At 73.0% G+C, this 19,711-nt stretch carries 23 protein-coding genes and 1 pseudogene; 9 read left to right on the top strand and 15 right to left on the bottom strand.

The features are described from left to right. The first annotated feature begins 34 nt into the window (after positions 1-34). The gene (locus tag ACIO3O_RS03105) at positions 35-2,386 is read left to right on the top strand and encodes an alkaline phosphatase family protein (protein ID WP_401741192.1); all 2,352 of its coding nucleotides are present in this window, start codon (positions 35-37) and stop codon (positions 2,384-2,386) included. A gap of 27 nt (positions 2,387-2,413) precedes the next feature. Further along, positions 2,414-2,998 carry an AAA family ATPase gene (locus ACIO3O_RS03100; protein WP_401741189.1) on the top strand — a complete coding sequence of 195 codons (585 nt, stop codon included), beginning with the start codon at positions 2,414-2,416 and terminating at the stop codon, positions 2,996-2,998. Here ACIO3O_RS03100 and ACIO3O_RS03095 read toward each other — a convergent pair. From ACIO3O_RS03095 to ACIO3O_RS03070, 6 genes and pseudogenes are all read right to left on the bottom strand, one after another. Beyond that, complete coding sequence (locus ACIO3O_RS03095) at positions 2,980-3,693, bottom strand: GntR family transcriptional regulator (RefSeq protein ID WP_401741187.1); 714 nt, start codon at positions 3,691-3,693, stop codon at positions 2,980-2,982. The genes ACIO3O_RS03100 and ACIO3O_RS03095 overlap by 19 nt on opposite strands. A gap of 212 nt (positions 3,694-3,905) precedes the next feature. Continuing rightward, the gene (locus tag ACIO3O_RS03090) at positions 3,906-4,391 is read right to left on the bottom strand and encodes a carboxymuconolactone decarboxylase family protein (RefSeq protein ID WP_401741869.1); all 486 of its coding nucleotides are present in this window, start codon (positions 4,389-4,391) and stop codon (positions 3,906-3,908) included. Between the two features lie 5 nt (positions 4,392-4,396). Next, on the bottom strand, positions 4,397-5,476 hold the full coding sequence (locus ACIO3O_RS03085; protein WP_401741185.1) for a dihydrodipicolinate reductase: 1,080 nt from the start codon (positions 5,474-5,476) through the stop codon (positions 4,397-4,399). 202 nt (positions 5,477-5,678) lie between these two features. Beyond that, complete coding sequence (locus ACIO3O_RS03080; protein ID WP_401741183.1) at positions 5,679-5,996, bottom strand: hypothetical protein; 318 nt, start codon at positions 5,994-5,996, stop codon at positions 5,679-5,681. Between the two features lie 45 nt (positions 5,997-6,041). After that, positions 6,042-6,290, bottom strand: a complete 249-nt coding sequence (locus ACIO3O_RS03075) for a hypothetical protein (protein WP_401741915.1) — start codon at positions 6,288-6,290, stop codon at positions 6,042-6,044. 151 nt (positions 6,291-6,441) lie between these two features. After that, a pseudogene (locus ACIO3O_RS03070) lies at positions 6,442-6,642 on the bottom strand (maleylpyruvate isomerase N-terminal domain-containing protein); the annotation flags it as partial. 51 nt (positions 6,643-6,693) lie between these two features. On the opposite strand from ACIO3O_RS03070, the gene ACIO3O_RS03065 reads away from it, so the two are divergent. Further along, complete coding sequence (locus ACIO3O_RS03065; RefSeq protein WP_401741180.1) at positions 6,694-7,131, top strand: MarR family winged helix-turn-helix transcriptional regulator; 438 nt, start codon at positions 6,694-6,696, stop codon at positions 7,129-7,131. A 25-nt stretch (positions 7,132-7,156) separates the two neighbouring features. Here ACIO3O_RS03065 and ACIO3O_RS03060 read toward each other — a convergent pair whose 3' ends face one another. Then, positions 7,157-7,600: a MarR family winged helix-turn-helix transcriptional regulator gene (locus tag ACIO3O_RS03060; RefSeq protein ID WP_401741177.1), complete on the bottom strand. Its 444-nt coding sequence runs from the start codon at positions 7,598-7,600 to the stop codon at positions 7,157-7,159. 158 nt (positions 7,601-7,758) lie between these two features. Between ACIO3O_RS03060 and ACIO3O_RS03055 the strand changes: the two genes are divergently transcribed. Both ACIO3O_RS03055 and ACIO3O_RS03050 read left to right on the top strand, forming a co-directional pair. Beyond that, positions 7,759-8,316 (top strand): quercetin 2,3-dioxygenase, encoded by a 558-nt coding sequence (locus ACIO3O_RS03055; protein WP_401741174.1) that lies wholly within the window; start codon positions 7,759-7,761, stop codon positions 8,314-8,316. Beyond that, positions 8,313-9,248 (top strand): alpha/beta hydrolase fold domain-containing protein, encoded by a 936-nt coding sequence (locus ACIO3O_RS03050; protein ID WP_401741172.1) that lies wholly within the window; start codon positions 8,313-8,315, stop codon positions 9,246-9,248. The genes ACIO3O_RS03055 and ACIO3O_RS03050 overlap by 4 nt, the downstream gene beginning before the upstream one ends. Before the next feature lie 55 nt (positions 9,249-9,303). Here the strand turns inward: ACIO3O_RS03050 and ACIO3O_RS03045 are convergent, their stop codons facing one another. Beyond that, positions 9,304-9,825 (bottom strand): AAA family ATPase, encoded by a 522-nt coding sequence (locus ACIO3O_RS03045; RefSeq protein WP_401741170.1) that lies wholly within the window; start codon positions 9,823-9,825, stop codon positions 9,304-9,306. A gap of 80 nt (positions 9,826-9,905) precedes the next feature. Between ACIO3O_RS03045 and ACIO3O_RS03040 the strand changes: the two genes are divergently transcribed. After that, a complete protein-coding gene (locus tag ACIO3O_RS03040; RefSeq protein ID WP_401741167.1) occupies positions 9,906-11,312 on the top strand; it encodes an erythromycin esterase family protein in 1,407 nt (468 codons plus the stop codon). Here ACIO3O_RS03040 and ACIO3O_RS03035 read toward each other — a convergent pair. The 3 genes from ACIO3O_RS03035 to ACIO3O_RS03025 all read right to left on the bottom strand — a co-directional run bounded on the left by ACIO3O_RS03035 (position 11,263) and on the right by ACIO3O_RS03025 (position 13,086). Then, a complete protein-coding gene (locus ACIO3O_RS03035) occupies positions 11,263-11,853 on the bottom strand; it encodes an isochorismatase family protein (protein WP_401741165.1) in 591 nt (196 codons plus the stop codon). The genes ACIO3O_RS03040 and ACIO3O_RS03035 overlap by 50 nt on opposite strands. 172 nt (positions 11,854-12,025) lie before the next feature. Then, entirely contained in the window at positions 12,026-12,514 is a 489-nt protein-coding gene (locus ACIO3O_RS03030; protein ID WP_401741163.1) for a hypothetical protein, read from the bottom strand. An 83-nt stretch (positions 12,515-12,597) separates the two neighbouring features. Beyond that, positions 12,598-13,086, bottom strand: coding sequence for a pyridoxamine 5'-phosphate oxidase family protein (locus ACIO3O_RS03025; protein ID WP_401741161.1), 489 nt, complete (start codon positions 13,084-13,086; stop codon positions 12,598-12,600). Positions 13,087-13,319: 233 nt separating this feature from the next. On the opposite strand from ACIO3O_RS03025, the gene ACIO3O_RS03020 reads away from it, so the two are divergent. Further along, positions 13,320-14,576 carry a serine hydrolase domain-containing protein gene (locus tag ACIO3O_RS03020; protein ID WP_401741159.1) on the top strand — a complete coding sequence of 419 codons (1,257 nt, stop codon included), beginning with the start codon at positions 13,320-13,322 and terminating at the stop codon, positions 14,574-14,576. A 57-nt stretch (positions 14,577-14,633) separates the two neighbouring features. Here the strand turns inward: ACIO3O_RS03020 and ACIO3O_RS03015 are convergent, their stop codons facing one another. Continuing rightward, the gene (locus ACIO3O_RS03015) at positions 14,634-15,086 is read right to left on the bottom strand and encodes a nucleoside deaminase (RefSeq protein WP_401741867.1); all 453 of its coding nucleotides are present in this window, start codon (positions 15,084-15,086) and stop codon (positions 14,634-14,636) included. 484 nt (positions 15,087-15,570) lie between these two features. On the opposite strand from ACIO3O_RS03015, the gene ACIO3O_RS03010 reads away from it, so the two are divergent. Then, positions 15,571-16,845 carry a PP2C family protein-serine/threonine phosphatase gene (locus ACIO3O_RS03010; RefSeq protein ID WP_401741864.1) on the top strand — a complete coding sequence of 425 codons (1,275 nt, stop codon included), beginning with the start codon at positions 15,571-15,573 and terminating at the stop codon, positions 16,843-16,845. 63 nt (positions 16,846-16,908) lie between these two features. On the opposite strand, the gene ACIO3O_RS03005 is transcribed toward ACIO3O_RS03010, so the two are convergent. Further along, complete coding sequence (locus tag ACIO3O_RS03005) at positions 16,909-17,313, bottom strand: DUF5997 family protein (protein ID WP_401741157.1); 405 nt, start codon at positions 17,311-17,313, stop codon at positions 16,909-16,911. A gap of 91 nt (positions 17,314-17,404) precedes the next feature. On the opposite strand from ACIO3O_RS03005, the gene ACIO3O_RS03000 reads away from it, so the two are divergent. Then, entirely contained in the window at positions 17,405-18,220 is an 816-nt protein-coding gene (locus ACIO3O_RS03000) for a LysR family substrate-binding domain-containing protein (RefSeq protein WP_401741155.1), read from the top strand. Between the two features lie 11 nt (positions 18,221-18,231). Here the strand turns inward: ACIO3O_RS03000 and ACIO3O_RS02995 are convergent, their stop codons facing one another. Together ACIO3O_RS02995 and ACIO3O_RS02990 are read right to left on the bottom strand one after the other, a co-directional pair. Then, a complete protein-coding gene (locus ACIO3O_RS02995; protein WP_401741154.1) occupies positions 18,232-19,188 on the bottom strand; it encodes a M56 family metallopeptidase in 957 nt (318 codons plus the stop codon). Between the two features lie 5 nt (positions 19,189-19,193). After that, entirely contained in the window at positions 19,194-19,634 is a 441-nt protein-coding gene (locus ACIO3O_RS02990; RefSeq protein WP_401741151.1) for a BlaI/MecI/CopY family transcriptional regulator, read from the bottom strand. Between the last annotated feature and the right edge of the window lie 77 nt (positions 19,635-19,711).

Below are 19,711 nucleotides of genomic sequence, written 5' to 3'. Positions count from 1 at the left end.
GACGGGGCCGCCCTCCCCCTTCCCAGGACGCCCCATGACACCCCGCCCCGCCTACCCCTCCACCCCCGCCATCCCCCTCGCCGCCCCCCGCCCCACCCCCTCCCTGCCCCCCGGCATCACCCCCCGCAAGGTCCTCCTCCTCGGCCTCGACGGTCTCCGCCCCGACCACGTCCCCCACGCACCCCACCTCCACCACCTCGCCCAGGAGGGCATGTTCGCCGTCTCCCCCCTCTACTGCTCCCCCGCCGGAGTCACCGGCTCCGGCTCCGGCTGGGCCACCGTCCTCTCCGGCGTCTGGCCCGACCGCAACACGGTCCGCGACGGCAACCTCGTCTCCCGCCGGGCCCACCGCTTCCCCGACCTCCTCACCCGGCTCAAGCAGCACGACCCCCGGCACTCCACCGCCGCCCTCACCTGCTGGACCGCCTTCCACCGCGCGGAGTGGTACGGCGGGCCGATCCTCTCCGGCGCCCTCGACCTGCGCATCGGCTACGACTGCGACACCGACGACCCCGACGCGGCGGACGCCGAACTCGCCGAGCTGGCGGCGGAGATCCTCGGCGCGCACTCCCCCGACCTCCTCTTTGTCCACTTCGGCAGCCTGGACCTGGCCGGTCACGCGGGCGGTGCGTCCCTCCCCCGGTACGCGCACAGCCTCGCCGCCGTGGACCGCGCGGTCGGCCGCCTCCTCGACACCGTCCGCGCCCGCCCGACGTACGCCGCCGAGGACTGGCTGATCCTGGTCACCAACGACCACGGCCACCAGGACATCGGCGACGTCCACAACGGGCCCTCCCCTGCCGAGCGCGGCTGGTGCCTGATCGCCCACGGCGCGGGCATCGCTCCCGGCTCCTCCCGCCCCGACGTCCGCACCGTCGACGTGGCCCCCACCGCCCTGCACCACCTGGGCGTTCCCCTCGATCCGGCCTGGGGCCTGGACGGCCGCCCCGTCCAACAGCCGCAGCCCACCGACCCCTTCGACACCCTCCTCCCCGACCTCTCCCCCGCCTACGAACCCCTCCTGATCCCCCTCGGCACCTGCGGTGGCGCGACCCCGACCCCGCCGCAGGGGTGGACGACGCACACCGCACACCCCGACGGCGAAGGGCACCGGGAGGAATGGTCGGGGTGGCGCTTCACCACCGACCCGCACTGGACGGCCCAGGACCGGGCGCGGGCCCGGGGCCGGGAGACCTTCGTCCGCGCGCGCGGCGTCTTCGCGGTCGCGGACGCCGCCCTGTGGCGGGGGCGCGGCGACGGGCAACACGGCGCACCCTTCGACGCGACGCTCACCTCGGAGACGTACGAAACAGATCACATCCCCACCCTCACCGTCGACTTCATCGCCCACTACCGCCAGCACGGGGACGGCCGGGCCACCCTCACCGCCACCTTCGACGACGGCCCGGAGCTCGGCCTCCTGCGCTTCGGCCCGTCCCCCAGCACCGCGAACCATGGCACGGACGCCGTCGCCCGCCCCTTCCGCCTGCACGTCGACGTGCCTCCGGGCGCCCGCACCCTGCGCCTGCACTGGCGGCTGACGACGACCGGTTCGGGGTGGTTCGCCGTCGACGGCGTACGGGTGAGCCCCGGCCGTCTCCCGTCCCTCACCCTGACGACGGACACCGCCCTGCCCGAGCCGGGCACGGACGTCCTGGTCACGGCAACCGCCCACGGCGAGCTGCCGCCCGGCACCACCTGGCACCTGGACAGCGAACTGGACTGGCCCTCGGTACCGCTGGCCCCGGGCCGCTGGCTGGTCGCGGTCCCGGCGGACGCCGCCCGCACCCCCTCCTGGCTGACGGCCGAGGCCCGCTGGCCCGGCGGCGGAACGTACGCGGAAACCGTGATCGCCGTCCCGTACGCCGACCCGTCCGTCGCCAAGTTCTGGACCGCGACGGCCCCCACCGCCCCCGCCCGCACGGAGGGCGGTGCGGACGGCGGCGGACGCAGCTGGCCCCCGGAACTCCGGCCGGCAGCACGCGAGCCCTTCGGCGACGCCATCCTCTGCGGCGGCCAGGCCATCCGCCTCAGCGGTACGGGGTCCGCCCTCACCCTCCTCGCGGGCAGCGCCTTCTACCCCGGCGGCGGCCCCGGCGCCGTACTCCTCGCGGACGGCACCCGCCACCCCTTCGACCTCCACATCCCCGCCTGGGACACGGCCGCCGTCGACTCCCCCCACCCCGTGGCCGCATCCGCCCAGGGCCAGGACGGCACCCTCCACCTCTACCGGATCACCGTCCCGCTCCCGCCCCACACGCAGGTCACCGGCATCCTCCTGCCCGACTGCTCGGACCGCCCCGCGACCTACTCCCCGTCCCCCTACGTCTTCGACATCCGCGTCGAGAGCGAACCGGAGGGAGCCCGTACGCTCTCCTCACCTTGATCGTTTCTGCACGGAGCCGGAGGCCCCATGAGCCTGGACCCCACCCCCATCGACCGCGCACCGGCGGCCGGAGCCGTCCTGCTGTCCGGCATACCCGGCAGCGGCAAGTCCACGGTGGCCGCCGCACTGGCCGCACGGTTCGAGGCGGCGGCCCACGTCGAGGTGGACGCGCTCCAGGAGATGGTCGTCAGCGGCGGGCAGTACCCCTCGCCGACCCCGAACCCGGAGGCCGACCGGCAGATCTTCCTGCGGGCCCGCAACGCCTGCCTGCTGGCGGACAGTTTCGCGCGGGCCGGTTTCCTGCCGGTGCTCGACGACGTGGTGGTCCGCCGCACCCACCTCGACTTCTACCGCGCCGCGCTGACGTCCGTACCGCTGCACGTCGTCTTCCTGGCCCCCGGCCCGACGGTGGCGTGGCAGCGGAACCTGTCGCGGCCGAAGGTGCTGGACGTCGACTGGTCACCGCTGGACGAGGCGATGCGTACGGAACTCGGCGGGCAGGGCGTCTGGGTCGACAACGCGACGCTGACGGTCGAGGAGACGGTGGACGCGGTCCTCGCCGCCACGGGGCTGGCGTCGGCGGCCGAAGCCTCCTACTCCCCGAGCGTGTAGCTGAGCGTGATCCGGTCGCCCCGGTAGAGGACGTGCGAGTACTCGACGGGGCGGTCGTCCGCGTCCACCGTCACCCGGTGCACCACCAACGCCGTGACCTCGCTCGACGCGTCCAGCGCCTGGGCGGCCTCCAGCGGGATCGGGGTGGTCTCGACGCGTTCGGTGGTACGGGCCAGCCGCACGCCGAGCGGTCCGGTGAGGCGTGCGTACGTCGACCCGGCCAGCTCCTGCGCACCGAGCGCGGCGAAGTCGGCGGCCCGTGCGAGGTACGTGGTCTCCAGCCCGATGGGCATGCCCTGCGCCACGACCCGGCGGCGCAGGGCGAACACCTCGGCGCCGGGGGCCACGTGGAGCTCCCGGGCCACCCGCCGGTCGGCCGCGGCCACCCCGTGGTCGAGGACCTCGCGGCTCACCTCGTACCCGCCGGCCCGCATCTGCTCGGTGTGCCCGCGCCCCAGCATCACCGGAATGCGGATCTTCTCGCCGACGACCCGCGTCACCTTCCCCTGGCTGCGGGTCAGCCGGCCCTCCAGGATCAGTTCGGTGGTCGCCCGCCGCATGGTCACCCGTGACACGGCGAAGTCATGCGCGAGCTCGACCTCGGAGGGCAGGGCCGCCCCCGGCTCCAGATCATCGATCCAGGTCAACAGCGCGGCCTTGACCTGCAGATACTTGGGAACCCCTCGCTCGCCCACGCGCCACTTCGCCTTCCCCCGCCACCTCCCGGCATCCCACCGGCTCCGCCGCTCAGCGTAGAGCCATCCGCCACGGAACCCCGCCGCCCGTCGGTCAGTGGCCTGGCAGCCCTGTGACCCGGCAGCCATGGTGACTCGGCAGTCCTAGTGGCCCGGCAGCCCTGGTGGCCCGCCAGTCCTAGTGGCCCGGCAGCCCTGGTGGCCCGCCAGTCCTAGTGGCCCGGCAGCACGCACCTCGCGTCCAGCCCCAGCACCCGGTTGAGCCGTCCGAACGCCAGCCACGACCCCAGGCACATGGTCAGCTCGACGATCTCCGCCTGCGTGTAGCTCCCCGCCATCCGCCCCCAGAACTCCTCGTCGAGACCGTGGTGGTCGAGCGCGTACCGCTCCGCGTACTCCGCCGCCAGCCGCGTCCGCTCGTCCAGCACGTGCGCGTCGGCCGTCCGCCACTCCTCGACCGCCGCCGCGAACTCCTCCTCGACCTTCTCCCCGTCCCGCTCCGTGCGCCAGTCCAGACAGAACATGCACCCGTTGACCTGCGCGATCCTCAGCCGCGCCGCCTCGAACTCCCGGAGCCCGAGCGTCGTGTGGGAGTACACGGCCAGCGAGAAGTTCGCCGCGGCGGGCCCGATCCCGGGCACCATGTCACCCCACACGTACTCGATCGGGTCCTTGCCCTGCGGTACGTCGATCTCGATGCCGCTCACGCCGAGCCCCTTCCCAGCCGCCCCCGCGCCGCACGCAGAGGCACATCCAGTGCGTCGTAGATCCCGGCGGGCGCCCCGACCAGCCAGTCGATGGCGTTCACCAGCCGCCCCACCGCCGTGGCGTTGCCGCCCGCCGAACGGTTCTCGTCCTCGTCGCTCGCCTCGACGGTGACCTCGATGCGCGGCCGCCCCTCGACGATCACCCGGTGCGCTCCGGTCCCGTCGGGCGGCGCGGGCCAGTCGGGCGCGCAGGAGGGGTGGATGCGCGTGATGTGCTCGATCACCAGCCTCGGCGCACCGTCCACGATCCCCTGCACCTTGAAGCGGACGGCTCCCTGTGTACCCGCCCCGAACTCGCCCATGGTGCGCGTGGTGACGGTCCGCTCCAGCGGCCGCCGCTCCATGGTCTCCCGTATCTCCTCGATCTCGACGCCCAATGCCCGTGCCATGAGGCGCAGTTGACCGCCCCACACCATGGTCGGCACGGTCTCCATCAGCATCGGCGCGACGTAGTCCAGCGGATGCCCCATGCCGATCAGGTCGCGGACCGCTTCCGGCTGGTCGTACGTCGAGTAGTCGAAGATCTCCTGACAGCGCACGGCGTCGAGCCTGCTCCCGAGCCCGCTGATGAGCAGCGGCAGCACGTCGTTGCCCCAGCCGGGGTCGACCCCGGAGACGAAGAGCGAGCCGCCACCGGCCTCGGCGGCCTCCTGGAGGGGCTTGATCAGTTCGGGCGGGGCGCTCGGCGGATCGTAGAGGGCGTACAGCGCGGGCGTCACGACGACCGCTCCGGCACGCAGCGCCCTGGCGACGTCCGCGTGGGCGTCGTCGGGGCGCATGTCGCCGGAGGCCGCGTAGACGACCGCACGGGGCCGGGCGGCCAGCACGGCATCGACGTCGGCGACCGCGCGCACCCCCAGCTCCCGCTCAAGACCGGCGAGTTGACCCGCATCGCGCCCGACCTTGGCCGGGTCGTGGACGAGTACGGCGGTGAGTTCCAGCTCCGGGTGTGCGTCGACGGCGCGGATGGCCGCGCGGCCGACGTTCCCCGTGCCCCAGACGACCGTGGGAATCATGCGGCGGAGGGTAGCGCGGGGGTGCGCAGGTTCCCATAGCCGTGCAGGGGGTGCTTTGGGCGGGGGGGCGGTGCGGGAGCGGGCGGCGAGGCGGGGTGCCCGGCGGTCCCGCCCTCGACGCGTGAGGGCGCCCGGCGCCCTCACCCCAGGCGCGCCCCGTGCGCCCCGTGCGCTCCGTGCGCCCCATGCACCCCGCGACCTCTCACTCCGTGTCGATCCCGGAAATCGCCGCGGGCCCGATCGGTGCCGCCTTCTCGTCCAGACCTGCCGACCGCAGCGCCGTCTCGGCGATCCGGCGCGCCTCCAACTCCGCCTCCCCGCTGGTCGCCGCCTGCACCTCCAGCCGGATGACGAACGTGGAGTTCTCCTCGTCCAGGGTCAGCCGGTCGAGCTCCTCCGCCTCGCCGAGCGCGGTGTGCCGGGGGTCCGCAGGGCTCAACTCGCGCAGCAGCACGGCCCGGGCGGCCGGCGTGAGCTTGTCGAGGAGCGTGCCGGGAAGGGTGACGACGTAGGTGGTCATCCTGGACGCGTACCCGGTCAGCCCGGGATAAATCGGCTCGCGGGCTCAAAGATCACGACCGGGGTCCCGCCCGAGGAGCGCCAGGATCTCGCCCAGAGCCGTGCCGCCCGCCGACGCATACGCGACCCGGGGCGCGAAGGCCGCGCCGGGCGCCGTCCGGGCGTCACCCTCGGGCACCTTCCGGGCCACGGCAAGCGCGGCACCGAGCACCTCGTCCCCGAACTCCACCCCGACCCCCAGGCTCCGCGCCACGTCCCACGCGTGCACCACGTAGTCGACCAGGTGGAAACCCACCGCGCGCGCCGGGAAGGGCCCGCTCGGGGTGGATCTCCGGCAGCAGGAACGGCCGTCCGAGCACACCCGGTTCCGCGAAGGCCGCCAGCACCCGCCCCGCCGCGGCCTCGTACGCCCCGACGGGATCACTCACGTCCGCCCGCGGCCGCCACACCTCCGCCCCGCCCTCTCCCCGCGCCGCCGCCGCGAACCCCTCGTGCTGCGCGGTCATGTGGGCCAGCAGGTCGCGCAGCGTCCACTCCGCGCACGGGGTCGGTCGGCCGAGGTCCGCCGCGCGCACCCCGGACACCACCTCAAGGCTCACTCGTACGGCCTCGGCATCCCGCGCGATGAGCTCCTCATTCGTACGCATACGCTTACGATCTACCACCACCCACCATCTGTCAACGACTACCATGCGCCCATGACCGACGACCTCCGGAGCCGCGACCTCGCCGCCATGCTCCAGCCGCTGCTCAACTCCCTCGTCAAGGCGGAGCTACCGGTCCTCGCCGCCCACGGCCTCACCATGTGGGGCTATGTGGTGCTGGGCGCACTCGGCGACGGCCCGGTGCGCACGCAGGCGGCGCTGTGCGAGGTCATCGGCGCGGACAAGACGCGCATCATCTCCACCCTGGACAAGCTCCAGGAGGCCGGGCTCATCTCACGCCTGCCGGACCCGGCCGACCGCCGCGTGCGGCTGCTGTCGATCACGGAGGAGGGGCGCGGGGTGCTCCGTTCCGTACGTACGGAAATCCGCGCGGGCGAGGACCGCAGGCTCGCCGCGCTCCCGGCAGCCGACCGCCGCGGCTTCCTGCGCGCGCTGAACGCCTTGAGCGACGCGCAGCCCCCGCAGACCTAAGCCTCCCCCGGCCCCTGGAGCGCCTCTAGAGCGGACTCCCCCAGTCCGCTTCCAGCGCCGCCCGCAGCGCGGTGACCGTCTCCGTGCCGATCCGGTCCGCGAGTTCGCGCTCCAGCCGGGCGAGGACGGCCTCGGCCTGCCGGTGCGTGCGCTCCCCCTCCTCGGTACGCCGGACCAGACGCTGCCGGGCGGACGCGGGGTCGGGGAGCTGTTCGAGCAGCCCGGCCGCGATCAGCCCGTGCACCGCCTGGTGGGCGGTCTGCCGGGTGACCCCCATCCGCCGGGCCAGCTCCGAGACCGTGGTGCCGTCCTCGTCGAGCACGGCGAACAACTGCACCTGCGTCGGCGAGACCGGCGCGACCCCCGCCTCCGCCAACGCGGCCAGCAACCCCTCCTCGAACCAGCGCCGGGCATCGCTGAGCAGGTGCGGAATGCCGTGACGGCGGGCCGGGGGCGTGGTCGGGGGCATGGTCTGCGTCGGTTCCTCGGGTGAGCGCGGGCGGGACCGGAATCGTATCCGCGCCCACGAACCTTCCCTCGTACGGCTTGCCCCTTCCCCGACCTCTATGTCAGGCTGCCTGACATTCCATGACCGCCGGGCGAGACAAGACGACACATGAGGTCCGCATGACCATCGAGTACGCCACCCGCTACCGCAGCGCCTCCCGCATACCCGCCGACCCCACAAAGCCGTACTTCATCGAGAAGGGCGAGGGCGACCGCGCGCACCTCTTCGGCGACCTGATCACGGTCTACGCGGGCGGCGAGCAGACCGAGAACACCTTCAACTTCTTCACCGTGGAAGGCCCGAAGGGCGACATCATCCCGGCACACCTGCATGCCGACACGCACGAGGTCTTCTACATCACGCAGGGCGCGGTACGGCTGTTCGTCGAGGACACCGAGGGCGTCCAGCAGGAGAAGCTGCTCACGCCGGGCGACTTCGGCTTCGTACCGAAGAACTGCAAGCACGCGTACCGCATGGAGCGCAACCACAGCCAGGTCGTCGGTGTCGCCGCCGGGCCCGGCGGCACCTTCGAGCGCTTCTTCGAGACCCTCGGCGCACCGTCGGAGGCGCTCGGCCTGCCGCGCGAGCCGGTGATCCCCGAGCCGCACAAGTTCGGCACCGTGCCGGAGCAGTTCGACGTGCGCTTCCTGCGCGACCACGAGTGGCGGACCCGGTGACGCCCGATCCTCCCGTACGTGAACTGTCCGTACGGGAACGATCCGTACGGGAGCTGTCCGTCCAGGAGCTGTCCGTACGGGAACTGATCGTCGCCCCGCACCCCGACCGAGCCCCCCTCCCCGAAACCCCCGCCTCCGCACGAGTGTTGCGCGGCGTCCCGTACGCCGAAGTCCCCGGCGGCCGCCCCCTCGAACTCGACCTCTGGCTCCCCATGACGCCCTCCCCCGCGCCCCTCGTCCTCTTCCTCCACGGCGGTGCGTGGCGGCGCGGGCGGCGCGACGACATGGGCTTCCGTACCCGCGGCTGGTCCCCGGGACCCTTCGCCCGCATCGCGGCGGCGGGCTTCGCGGTGGCCTGCGCGGACTACCGGCTCAGCGGCGAGGCCACGTTCCCCGCCCCGCTCCACGACCTGCACGCCGCCCTGCGCTGGCTCACGCTGCGCGGCGCGGAGTTGGGCGTCGACACGGGCCGGACGGTGGTGTGGGGCGAGTCGGCGGGCGGCCACCTCGCCTCGCTGCTGGCCCTGACCGCGCCGGGACTCGCGGGGGCGGTGGTCTGGTACGGCCCGAGCGACCTGACCTCGGCACGCGGCCCGTTCACCCCGCAGAATCCGGCGACACCGGAGGCACTGCTGCTGGGCGGCCCCCCGGCCACGACCCCGGACCGCGCCCGCGAGGCGAGCCCGCTCTCCCGCGTGCACCCCTTGGCGCCGCCCTTCCTCCTGATCCACGGCGAGGCGGACACGATGGTCGACTGCTCGCACAGCACGTCCCTGGCGGCGGCCCTCCGCGACACATCGGCCTCCCCCGTCGACCTGTGGACCGTCCCTGGCGCCGGCCACGGCTGGCACGGCGCCCCGGACGCGACGGTGGAAGCCGTCTTCGACCGCTCCCTCACCTTCGCCCGCAACTGCGCGCGCGGGGAGGGTTAGAGGAGTCGGGGAGTCGAGGGCGGGGGGGAATCAGCCCGGAACGACCGAACCCCGGCTACCCCCGCCCGAAGACCTCCGCCATCACCCGCCCCGCCGTCTCCGCGAGACTGCTGGACCCCGGGACCACCGCCTCGCACCCCCCGGGAAGCAGGTCCGAAGCCCTGTACCACTCCCGGAGCTGCTGGTCCCCGACCCCCTCCATCGGCGGCTTCGTCCCGTGCCGCCGCAGGGTCTCCTCGTACGGCACGTCGAAGTAGTACATGCACGTCACCCCGCGGTGGTCACGCCGCAGCGCGTCCAGCATCGCGCCGTAGCGGTCGGCGTACAGGATGCCTTCCACCACCGTGTGGAAGCCGTGGTCGAGCGCATAGCGGGCGACGGCGTCGATGAGCCCGATGTTCGCCCCGCCCGGAACGTCGCGTTCCCGCAGTACGTCGCGGCGCAGGTTGTCCTGCCCGACGACGGCGAGCCCTCGCCCGTACCGTCGGCGGATCTCGGCGGCGACCGAGGACTTCCCCGAGGCGGAGTTGCCCCGCAGGACGATCAACCGGGTATCGGCACTGCCCACGGCGTTCATGCGGGCGACGCTAGGACATCCCGCCCCGCGTTCGCGCCAAGATCCCCGCGCCGCCACCCGAACGACTACCGTCCCCTGACATGCGCACGCCTTCCTCGGACGCCCCCTTACCCCAACCGACGCGCTCGCTGGCCCGAGCGGCCGTCCCCCTGCGATCCCTGACCGCCGACGCGCCCACCGCCGATCTCCAGCCGCTGCGCCGGGTCCTCGACGGCGTACGGATCGTCGGCCTCGGCGAGGCCACGCACGGCACACGGGAGTTCTTCCAGCTGAAGCACCGTCTCCTCGCCTTCCTGGTAGCGGAATTGGGGTACACCGCCCTCGCGATGGAGGCCAGTGAGTCCGCCGCCCCGGCCGTCGACGCGTACGTCCGGCACGGCGTCGGAAGCGCGGCGGAAGCCGTCGCCGGGCTCGGCTTCTGGACCTGGCGGACGCGCGAAGTCCTGTCGATGGTCACGTGGATGCGTACGTACAACTCCGGGCGTCCCGCGTCCGAGCAGGTCCGCTTCCTCGGCATCGACCCGCAGCAGTGCGGCCCCTCCCTCACCGCGCTCGGGGCCTTGCTGCCCCGCCTGCCGGACCCTTCCCGGGCCGCCGCGCTCCTCACGGACCTCCGGGTCCTCGACGGGGCACAGCCCGGCTCGCGCCCCGACCCCGCGCAACGCCTGATGCGGCAGGCCGAGGAACTCGCCGACCTCGTCCGCCCGTACGACACCGACAGCGACGCCGACCACCACCCCGTCCGCCACGCCGCCCGCCTGGTCCGCGCCGCCGACCTGGTCACCCGCCCCCGGCAGCACACCGACCCCGAGCAGACCCTCTTCGCCGCCCGCGACCGGTACATGGCCGACGCCCTGGAGGCCGAACTGTCCGACGCCCCGGCCGCGAAGATCGCCCTCTGGGCCCACAACGGACACATCGGCACCACCCGTTACGGCGCCGCGGTCCGTCCCCTGGGTAGCCACCTCCGCGACCGGCACGGCGACGCCTACTACGCCCTGGCGCTCCTCTTCGGCAGCGGCGCCTTCCGCGCCCGCCGGACCCTGCCGGGGCCCTGGCAGGGACGGCGCGCCCGGACCCGTAACGCCCGCAACTCCCGTACCACCGGCAACTCCCCCGACCCGAAAGTCCCCACGCACCCCCTCGGCCCGCCCGCCCCCGGCACCGTGGAGGCCCAGCTCGCCGCGGCGACCCCCGCCGACCACTTCCTGGACCTGCGCACGGCCCCCGAACCGGTCCGGGCCTGGGCCGCCGTCCCCCACCCCCACCGGAGCTTCGGCGCGCTGGTCCCCCGCTGGACCTACCAGCTGCACCACACCCCGGTCGTCCTGACCGACACGTACGACGGCCTCGCGTACGTCGCCACCTCGACCCCGTCCGAACCCTTCGCCCGGCCGACGGCGAAGGGTCAGCAGACCCAGGACGGGATCTTCTCCGTCAGACCAGGTCCTTCTCGGACGCCACGACGACCCCGTACAGGTCGCTGATGGTCGCGAGCGCGCCCCGGTGGACCTCGGCGGTGGGCACCTCGCCGAGCACCGACGGCAGCGGTCGCGTCGCGGAGGCGTCGGCGACGACCGTGGGACGGTTGCCGCGCAGGAACGCGCCCTGGGTGGTGAACAGGACGCACATGTGCGTCATGAACCCGGCGATGATGACGTTCTCGTTGCCCGCCGCGTCGACGTGCTTGTCCAGGTCGGTGCCGACGAATCCGTTCGGGACGCTCTTCACGACGACCGGCTCGCCGTCGACCGGGGCGACCTTCGGGTGGATCTGCCCGATCTCCTGGCGGATGTCGTACGGGGTGCCCTCGCCACCGTCGTTGATGACGTGGACGACCTTCGCACCGGCCGCCCGCGCCCGGGCCAGCAGCGACTCGGCGGCGTCGAGGGCGGCCTGCCAGCCGTCGAGCTCCATCACGCCGCCGACGTAGGTGTTCTGGTAGTCGATCAGGATCAGCGTCGCGTCGGCGAGCGAAGCGGGCGTCTCGTCGAAGCCGTTGAGCTGCCGCAGGGTCGTCGTAGCCATGGGAGTACCACCTCGTGGGGTTCGTGCCGGATTCTGTCGCTCACCGTGGTGCGGTGGGCTGCGTCAACAACGCTACGGACGTCCCTCCATGTCGGCAATGACGTCAAGCATGCAGATTCCGACACCCTCCGACGGCCCACCCCGCAGCCTTGGCCCCACATCCCCTCGTCCCCTAGTAAGGACCGCCCCGGAAGTACACGTTCCGCTGCTCCCGGGCCCGCTCTCCCTGTACGTATGCCGCATCCGACCGCTCCCCGGCAGCCGACCGGCCCGCGAGGGCGCGCAGCCGCTCCAGGCCCGCCAGCACCTCCGGGCGGTTCTCCGCACGCTTCAGCCAGGCCGGGAGGCGCGGAATCATCGCGCCCGTGGAACTCGACCGGCCCCGCTCCCGCAACCGCGCGCCGACGTAGTCGGCCAGCACCGCCACGTGCTCTTCGTTGTACGCCCACAGCACGCGCCCCGCACACCGCGTCTGCAGCCACAACGGCCGCCCGAAGTACGGGTCCTCGGTGCCGCCCATCGTCACCCCGACCAGCGCCCGGCCCTCCACCGGCGCCTCCCAGTCGGCCGTCGCCCCGCACCGGGCGCACACCAACCGCCGGGGCATGAACAGCAGATCGATGCAGTACCTCCGGTCCGGCGAACCGGGCCGCGACACCACCGCGGCCCTTCCCCCGCACCCCGGACACACCACGTACAGCCGCTCCGAGAGTTCCGCCGGCCACCAGCCGCGGTCCCGGTGCCTCAGACCACCCACACGCCCTCCCGCATCAGATGCCTCCCCCGCAGCTCGTGCTCCTCGTGCCACGCCTGCACCGCCTGGGGCACCACACGGTAGTACGCGTAGGGCCTGGCCGATCCGGCCGACCGGCGCGGGTCCCAGTTCCAGCGCTCGACGAACGCCTCCGCCGCCTCGGCCGGCACCTCCTCCGCACCGAAGCTCTCCACCGTGCCGTCGATCAGCACCACGTCCCGGGTGTGCCCGAACGCCAGCCGGGTGCGTCCGCTCGCGTGCAGGTTCCGGCCGGTGGGGTTGGTCGTACGGGTGGCCAGCCAGAGCGCCTCCCCGTCCCACCGGAACCACAGCGGCACCAGACACGGCACGCCCTCCTGGTCGGCGGTGGCGACCCAGATGTCCGACTCCCGCTCCAGGCGGGCCAGTACGTCCTTCTTGCGCTGCTCGGGGGTGCGGGGTGCGTCGGCGGGCGGTGCGGGCTGCTCGTTGATCTTCATGTCCCGGACGCTATGCGGTGACGTCGGCGAGCACCTCGGGCCCAGGTCGCGGGCCGCGCGTACCGCTGGACCTAGGACCACGGCGGCCGTGGTGTACCTGACCCCCCTGCGCAGCGGGGAGCTACCCCCAACGGGAAGCACCTGCTGGCCGGATGGGCCAGTAGATCTTGAACGGAGAGGCTGAAGGGGTCCCGCCGCCACCCGCGGCCCCCAGCACTCCGGAGGCGTTCTCCATGACCGTACGGACCGTACGTTCCCCGCGACACCCCGCAGGCACCGCGTCCGCCCCGTCGGCCCCGTCCGTCCCGTTCGTCCCGTCCACCCCGTCCACCTCCCGCCGCCGACGCGGAATCGCCGCCGTGGCCGCCCTCGCCGCCGCACTCGCCGTGGGCGGCACCCTGCCCGCGTCCGCGACCCCGGCCCCCTCCGCGCCGGACACCCGGAACTCCGCCTTCCGTCAGGGCCTGCAGGACCTCGTCCAGAAGGACAAGTACCCGGCCGCCCTCGCCTCCACGGTCGACAGCGACGGGCGCACCCGCAACTACGCCTTCGGCAAGGGCGATCTGAGGACCGGCGCACCCGCCCCCGTCGACGGCCGGGTGAGAGCCGGAAGCAACACCAAGACGTTCACCGCCGTCGTCGTCCTGCAACTCGTCGGCGAGGGCAAGGTCGACCTGGACGCCCCCATCGAGCGCTACCTGCCGGATCTGGTGCGCGGCGACGGCATCGACGGCCGGAAGATCACGGTCCGCCAACTCCTCAACCACACCAGCGGCCTGCCCAACTACACCGAGTACCTCGTCGACGACGTCCTGGGCAAGGACCGGCACACCTACTTCCAGCCGCGCACGCTGCTCGACATCGCACTGCGGCACAAGGCCCAGTTCGCGCCCGGAACCGACTGGGCGTACAGCAACACCAACTACGTGCTGGCCGGGCTGCTGATCGAGAAGGCCGGCAAACGCCCGCTCGCCGAACAGATCCAGCACCGCGTCATCGACCGCCTGGGGCTGCGCGACACGTACTTCCCGGCAGTGGGCGAGGAGCGCATCCGCGGCAAGCACCCGAAGGCGTACCACGCGGAGAAGCCCGGGGCGCCGCTGGTGGACTTCACCGAGCTGGACCCCTCGTGGGGCTGGGCGGCGGGGCAGATCGTCTCCACGCCCAGCGACCTGAACCGCTTCTTCATGGCCCTGCTCGACGGAAAGCTCCTCAAGCCCGCGCAGTTGAAGCAGATGCGCACGACGGTCCCGGTGCCCGAGGAGTGGGGCGGCAAGGGCGCCCGCTACGGACTCGGGCTGATGAGTACGCCGCTGAGCTGCGGCGGCGCGATCTGGGGCCACGGCGGCGACATCCCGGGCCACACCACCCGCAACGGCGTCACCGACGACGGCCGGGCGGCGTCCCTCGCCCTCACGGCCAACATGGCGCCGACGAAGGACGGACCGGACAACGCGCTGAAGGTGCTGGACGCGGCGTTCTGCAAGTAGCGAGAAGAGGGGGTGCTGGGTGCTGCTCGCACCCAGCACCCCCCTCCTGCCCTGCCGTCAGTAGTCGATACGGTCCGACTTCGCCAGCCACGCCTCGAACGGCTCGTTCCGGTTCGCCACGTCGAGGCGCTCGATCGTCGCGGGCCACAGCTCCTTGGACCGCTTCTCGAACAGGTCGTAGAACTTGCGGTCGTCGAACCCGGCCACGGCCGCGTCGTCGCGGTCGGCCGCGAACACGATCCGGTCGACGCGCGCCCACAGCGCGGAGGACAGACACATCGGGCACGGCTCACAGGAGGTGACCAGCACACAGCCCTCCAGCGAGAAGGTGTCCAGCTCCTTGCAGGCGGCGCGCATGGCGCTGACCTCGGCGTGCGCGGTCGGGTCCAGGTTCGCGGTCACCTGGTTGTTGCCGAGCGCGACGATCTCGCCGCCCTTGGCGACGAGCGCGCCGAAGGGGCCGCCGCCGTTCGCCACGCTGGTGGTGGCGATGCGGATCGCCTCGTCCATCCAGGCGCGCTCCAGCTCCTGGATGCTCTTCTCTTCGGCGTACGCGGTCACAATGACTCCCTCTGGCGTTGTTCACCTTGTGTGATGGAGTACACAGGCAACCGGGGGTCCGCAGCGAGGGGTGAAAGACATGAAAACCCGGCAGGCTCAGTCCGCCTCTTCGTAGACTCCTACAAGAGTGGCCCCGCGCCGCGTCACCCCTGGTGAGCACTCCACCGCCCGGACCTGCCGTGCGCCACCCGCGCTCGGGTGGCGCACTCCTATGCGCCCGCCCCGTTCCGTCCGTACCCCGGAATGCGGTCGTGACCGCTCGGTACGGTGTGTCAGCCAATCGGTGAACCGCGCACGAAGGCTCGATGCCGTGGAACCAGGGACGAACCACCTCACGCAACCACGGGCGGACGGTGCCGGGGAACCAGGGCCGGAACACATCGTCGGGCCGGAGGCCGTCAACGGGTACGAGGGGGACGACGGTCCCGCGTGGATCGACTACCGGGCCCTGTTCGCCGCCACCCCCAGCCCGTACCTCGTACTGGACACGAAGCTGGTCATCGTGGACGTCAACGAGGCCTACCAGTCGGCCACCGGGCGCACCCGTCAGGACCTGATGGGGCTGCACATATTCGAGGCGTTCCCCGACAACCCCGACGATCCCGACGCGGACGGGGTGCGCAACCTCAACGCCTCCCTCCAGCGGGTGCTGGCACACGGGGTGCGGGACAGCATGGCGCTCCAGAAGTACGACATCCCGGTGACCGCCGGCGTCCCGGCCACCACGGACATCCCCGGGACCTCGCCGGACGGTCGTCCTCGGCGTGCCCCCGACGTGTTCGAGGAGCGCTGGTGGAGCCCGATCAACGCCCCGGTGCCGGGCGAGGACGGTTCGCTCTCGCTGATCATCCACCGGGTCGAGGACGTCACCGAGTTCGTCCGCGCCCGCGCCGACGCGGCCGGGGCCACGTCCGCGGAGTCCCGGGACACCCAGGCCGAGCTCTTCGGCCGGGCCCGCGAACTCCAGCGCCTGAACGAAGAACTGCGCCTGGCGCACGCCCGTGAGCGGGAGGTCGCCCTCACCCTCCAGCAGTCCATGCTGCCGGTGGCACCGGTCGGCCGCGACGACCTCGCGGTGCGCTACCTGCCGGCCGTGCGCTCGCTCAACGTGTGCGGCGACTGGTACGACGTCGTGGCCCTGACCGGCGACCGGCTGGCCGTCGCGGTCGGCGACGTCGTCGGGCACGGACTTGCGGCGGCCGGGGTCATGGGGCAGTTGCGCAGTGCGCTGAGCGCGGCCGTGCGCGCCGCCGACGGACCGGCCCGGGCGCTGGAGGTGCTGGCCGAGCACTCCCGTACGGTGGACGGCGCACTGGCCACCTCCGCCGCCCTGACGGTCGTCGACCGTGCGGCCCACACGCTGACCTACAGCAGCGCGGGCCACCCGCCGCCCGTGCTCCTGCACCCGGACGGCACCGCCTCGCTGCTGGACGCGGCCACCGATCCGCCGCTCGACGCCCGGGTGGTCCACGCGCCGCAGCTCCAGGCCTGTGTCCCGTACGTTCCCGGGGACACCCTGGTCCTCTACACCGACGGTCTGGTGGAGCGCCGCGACGAGGACATCGACGTTGGCCTCGCCCGCCTCACCGGCTCCCTGGCCCGGCACACGGGCCTCGCCCCGGACCGCCTCGCGGACTCCGTACTGGCCGATCTGGGGCTGAGCCGGGGCGGAACGGACGACATCGCCCTGGTGATCGTCCGCCTCTGACGGCTGTCCGCCGCTGTCCGCCGTCGCTGCGGTGCTCGTGGGACCCGCGCCTTGGGCTGTCTGCTACTTCGACTTCTCGGCGTTCTTCTCCTTGATCCGCACGGTCTCCTTGCGGACCTCGTTCTGCGTGGCGCGCTCCTTCTGGAGCCACTCCGGGTTCTCGTCCTTCAGCGCGTCGATCTGCTCGGTGGTGAGCGCCTCGGTGACACCGCCGCGGGCGAGGCCCGAGATGGAGACGCCGAGCTTGTTGGCGACGACGGGACGGGGGTGCGGGCCGTTGGCGCGCAGGTCCTGGAGCCACTGGGGCGGCTCGGCCTGGAGCGCGGTCAGCTCGGCACGCGAAACCACGCCCTCCTGGAACTCTGCGGGGGTGGCTTCGAGGTACACACCCAGCTTCTTCGCCGCCGTGGCGGGCTTCATGGTCTGGGTGTTCTGGTGCGACGTCATGGTGTCAAGGGTATCGAGCATGTGCCCCACCGCCGACCACACGCCCCCGCACCCCCACCGACCCCGTGCCTCCCGGCGGTGCCCTCCTCCCCCTGCCGGTAACCTGACCCGCGTGACAGGCTCGGAAGCACCCTCCCCCACCTCCCCCTCGTTCCGGCTCGCGTACGTCCCGGGCGTGACCCCCACCAAGTGGGTGCGGATCTGGAACGAGCGGCTGACCGACGTCCCGCTGACCCTGGTCGCGGCGACCCCGGCCGAGGTGTTCGACGTCCTGCGCGAGGGCGGCGCCGACGCCGGTTTCGTACGGCTGCCCGTCGACCGTACGGACCTGGCCGCGATCCCCCTGTACACGGAGACGACGGTCGTCGTGATCCCCAAGGACCACGTCATCGCGGCCGTCGAGGAGATCACCGCGGACGATCTCGCCGACGAGCTGGTGCTGCACCCCCTCGACGACACCCTGGACTGGGAGCAGCCCCCGGGCGTGCCCGCCAAGGAGCGTCCGGCCACCACCGCCGACGCGATCGAGCTGGTGGCGGCGGGCGTCGGCGTCCTGATCGTGCCGCAGTCCCTGGCCCGCCTGCACCACCGCAAGGACCTGACGTACCGGACGATCACGGGCACCCCGGAGTCCCGGGTCGCCCTGTCCTGGCCCCACACGGATTCGGGTGAGCCGACCGAGCTGGTCGAGCACTTCATCGGGATCGTACGAGGCCGAACGGTCAACAGCACCCGGGGACCGGCCCTCCCCAAGAACGACTCCGACGCCAAGAACGGCAAGAAGCGCGCCGACAAGCCGAAGCAGACCCCCCGCGCGTCCGGAGCCAAGTCCGGTGCCAAGGGCTCCGCCAAGCCGAAGCCCGGCGGCGGCAGGGCCACCGCGAAGAGCAGCCGCAACTCCCCCAAGCGCGGCAAGCCCCGCCGCTGAGCACCCGCCCGTCAGCCGAACGTCGCCGCTTCCAGGACGACGTAGAGGCCGACGGTCGCCGTGAGCGCCGACAGGGTGGAGGCGGCCGTTCCGGCAGCGGCGACCAGGGCGGCGGCACCGACCGAGGTGAGTGCCGGGGGCCAGCCGCCCGCAGGCGGCAGCGGACCGAGCAGCGCCGCGACCCTGCGCGGCACTGGCCCGGGTTCGGCGAAGGCCGCCAGGCCGGGGAAGGCCGCGCCGCCTCTCTTGCGGGAGACCAGTGCCGCCTTGCCGACCGCGCGTGCCGTCGCCCGGCGGTCCCCCGTCGCGTGCGCGGCCTCCTCGTCGGCCCACCGCTCGGTGCAGTAGCCGACGACCCGGTGCAGGGGGCGCAGGAGGGGGTTGGCGCAGCCCGCCAGCCGGACGGCGAGCAGGAGGCGGTGGTGGCGTCCGGCGAGGTGGGCGCGCTCGTGGGCGAGGAGGGCGTGGCGTTCGGTGTCGGTGAGGGCGGCGAGCATGCCGGTGGAGACGAGAATCCGGCCGTGCGTGCCGCCGGAGGCCGTGCCGGGGAGCGCGTAGGCGTACGGCTGGTCGTCCGGGAGTACGGCGACCTCGGACGCGGCGCCGAGCCCGGCCAGGACGCGGTGCGCGCGGGCCCGGTAGCAAAACTGCCGGTACATGGTGTACGCGCAGGTCAGCAGGACGAGCGCGAGTGCGCCGATGGACGCCTTGCCCGCGATCTCGTCGTACGGGACCGCCGCACGCACCTCGGGGTCGGACCAGCTGTCGGGCAGCGGGTTGCCGGGCAGCTGGGCGGTGCCGACGACGACGAGGAGGCCGAGGCAGACGGTGCTGCACACGGCGAGGATGGCGGCGACCGCGGTCAACAGGCGGGCGGCGGTGCGTGGGTGGAGGTGTTGTTCGGCGAGGCGGGCGACGGGCAGCGCGGTGAGCGGCAGGATCAGCGGCAGGTAGACGAAGACGCCCATGGTTGTCAGCGCCCCGGGCCCCGGTCCGGGCCGTTCTCGGGTGCCTCCGACTCGTACAGCAGTGTCCGCAGGAGCCGTTCGTCGTCCGGGGAGAGCGCCGACACGAAGCTGGACAGAACGGCGTCGCGGTCGTCCTCCCGATCGAGCAGCTTGCGCATGCGCAGCGCGACCAGCCCTGCTCCGTCGGCGACCGGCGTCCACGCGAAGGAGCGGCCGGAGCGGCTGCGGGTCACCGCGCCCTTGTCGTACAGCCTGGTCAGGATGGTGATGACGGTGGTGTACGCGAGTGAACCGCCGAGCCGTTCCTGCACCCAGGCCGCGGTCACCGGTTCCGGTGCCGCGCCGAGCACGGCGAGCACCTGGGCCTCCAACTCGCCCTGCCCGCGCCTGCGTTCGCGTGCCCGTGGGCGGCCGTCCGGGGCCGTGTCCCGCGTCCCGTCCGTCATTGCGCCATCTCCTTCGGTTCGTCTTCCCGCCATCCGGGGCCCGGTTGTTCGCCGTGCGGACGCCGGAGCATCGTATG

Origin of the sequence: Streptomyces sp. NPDC087440, assembly GCF_044744005.1 — a bacterium.
GTDB lineage: Bacteria > Actinomycetota > Actinomycetes > Streptomycetales > Streptomycetaceae > Streptomyces.
Note: the sequence above shows the minus strand (reverse complement) of the source record. Positions and strands in the feature narration are given on the sequence as shown.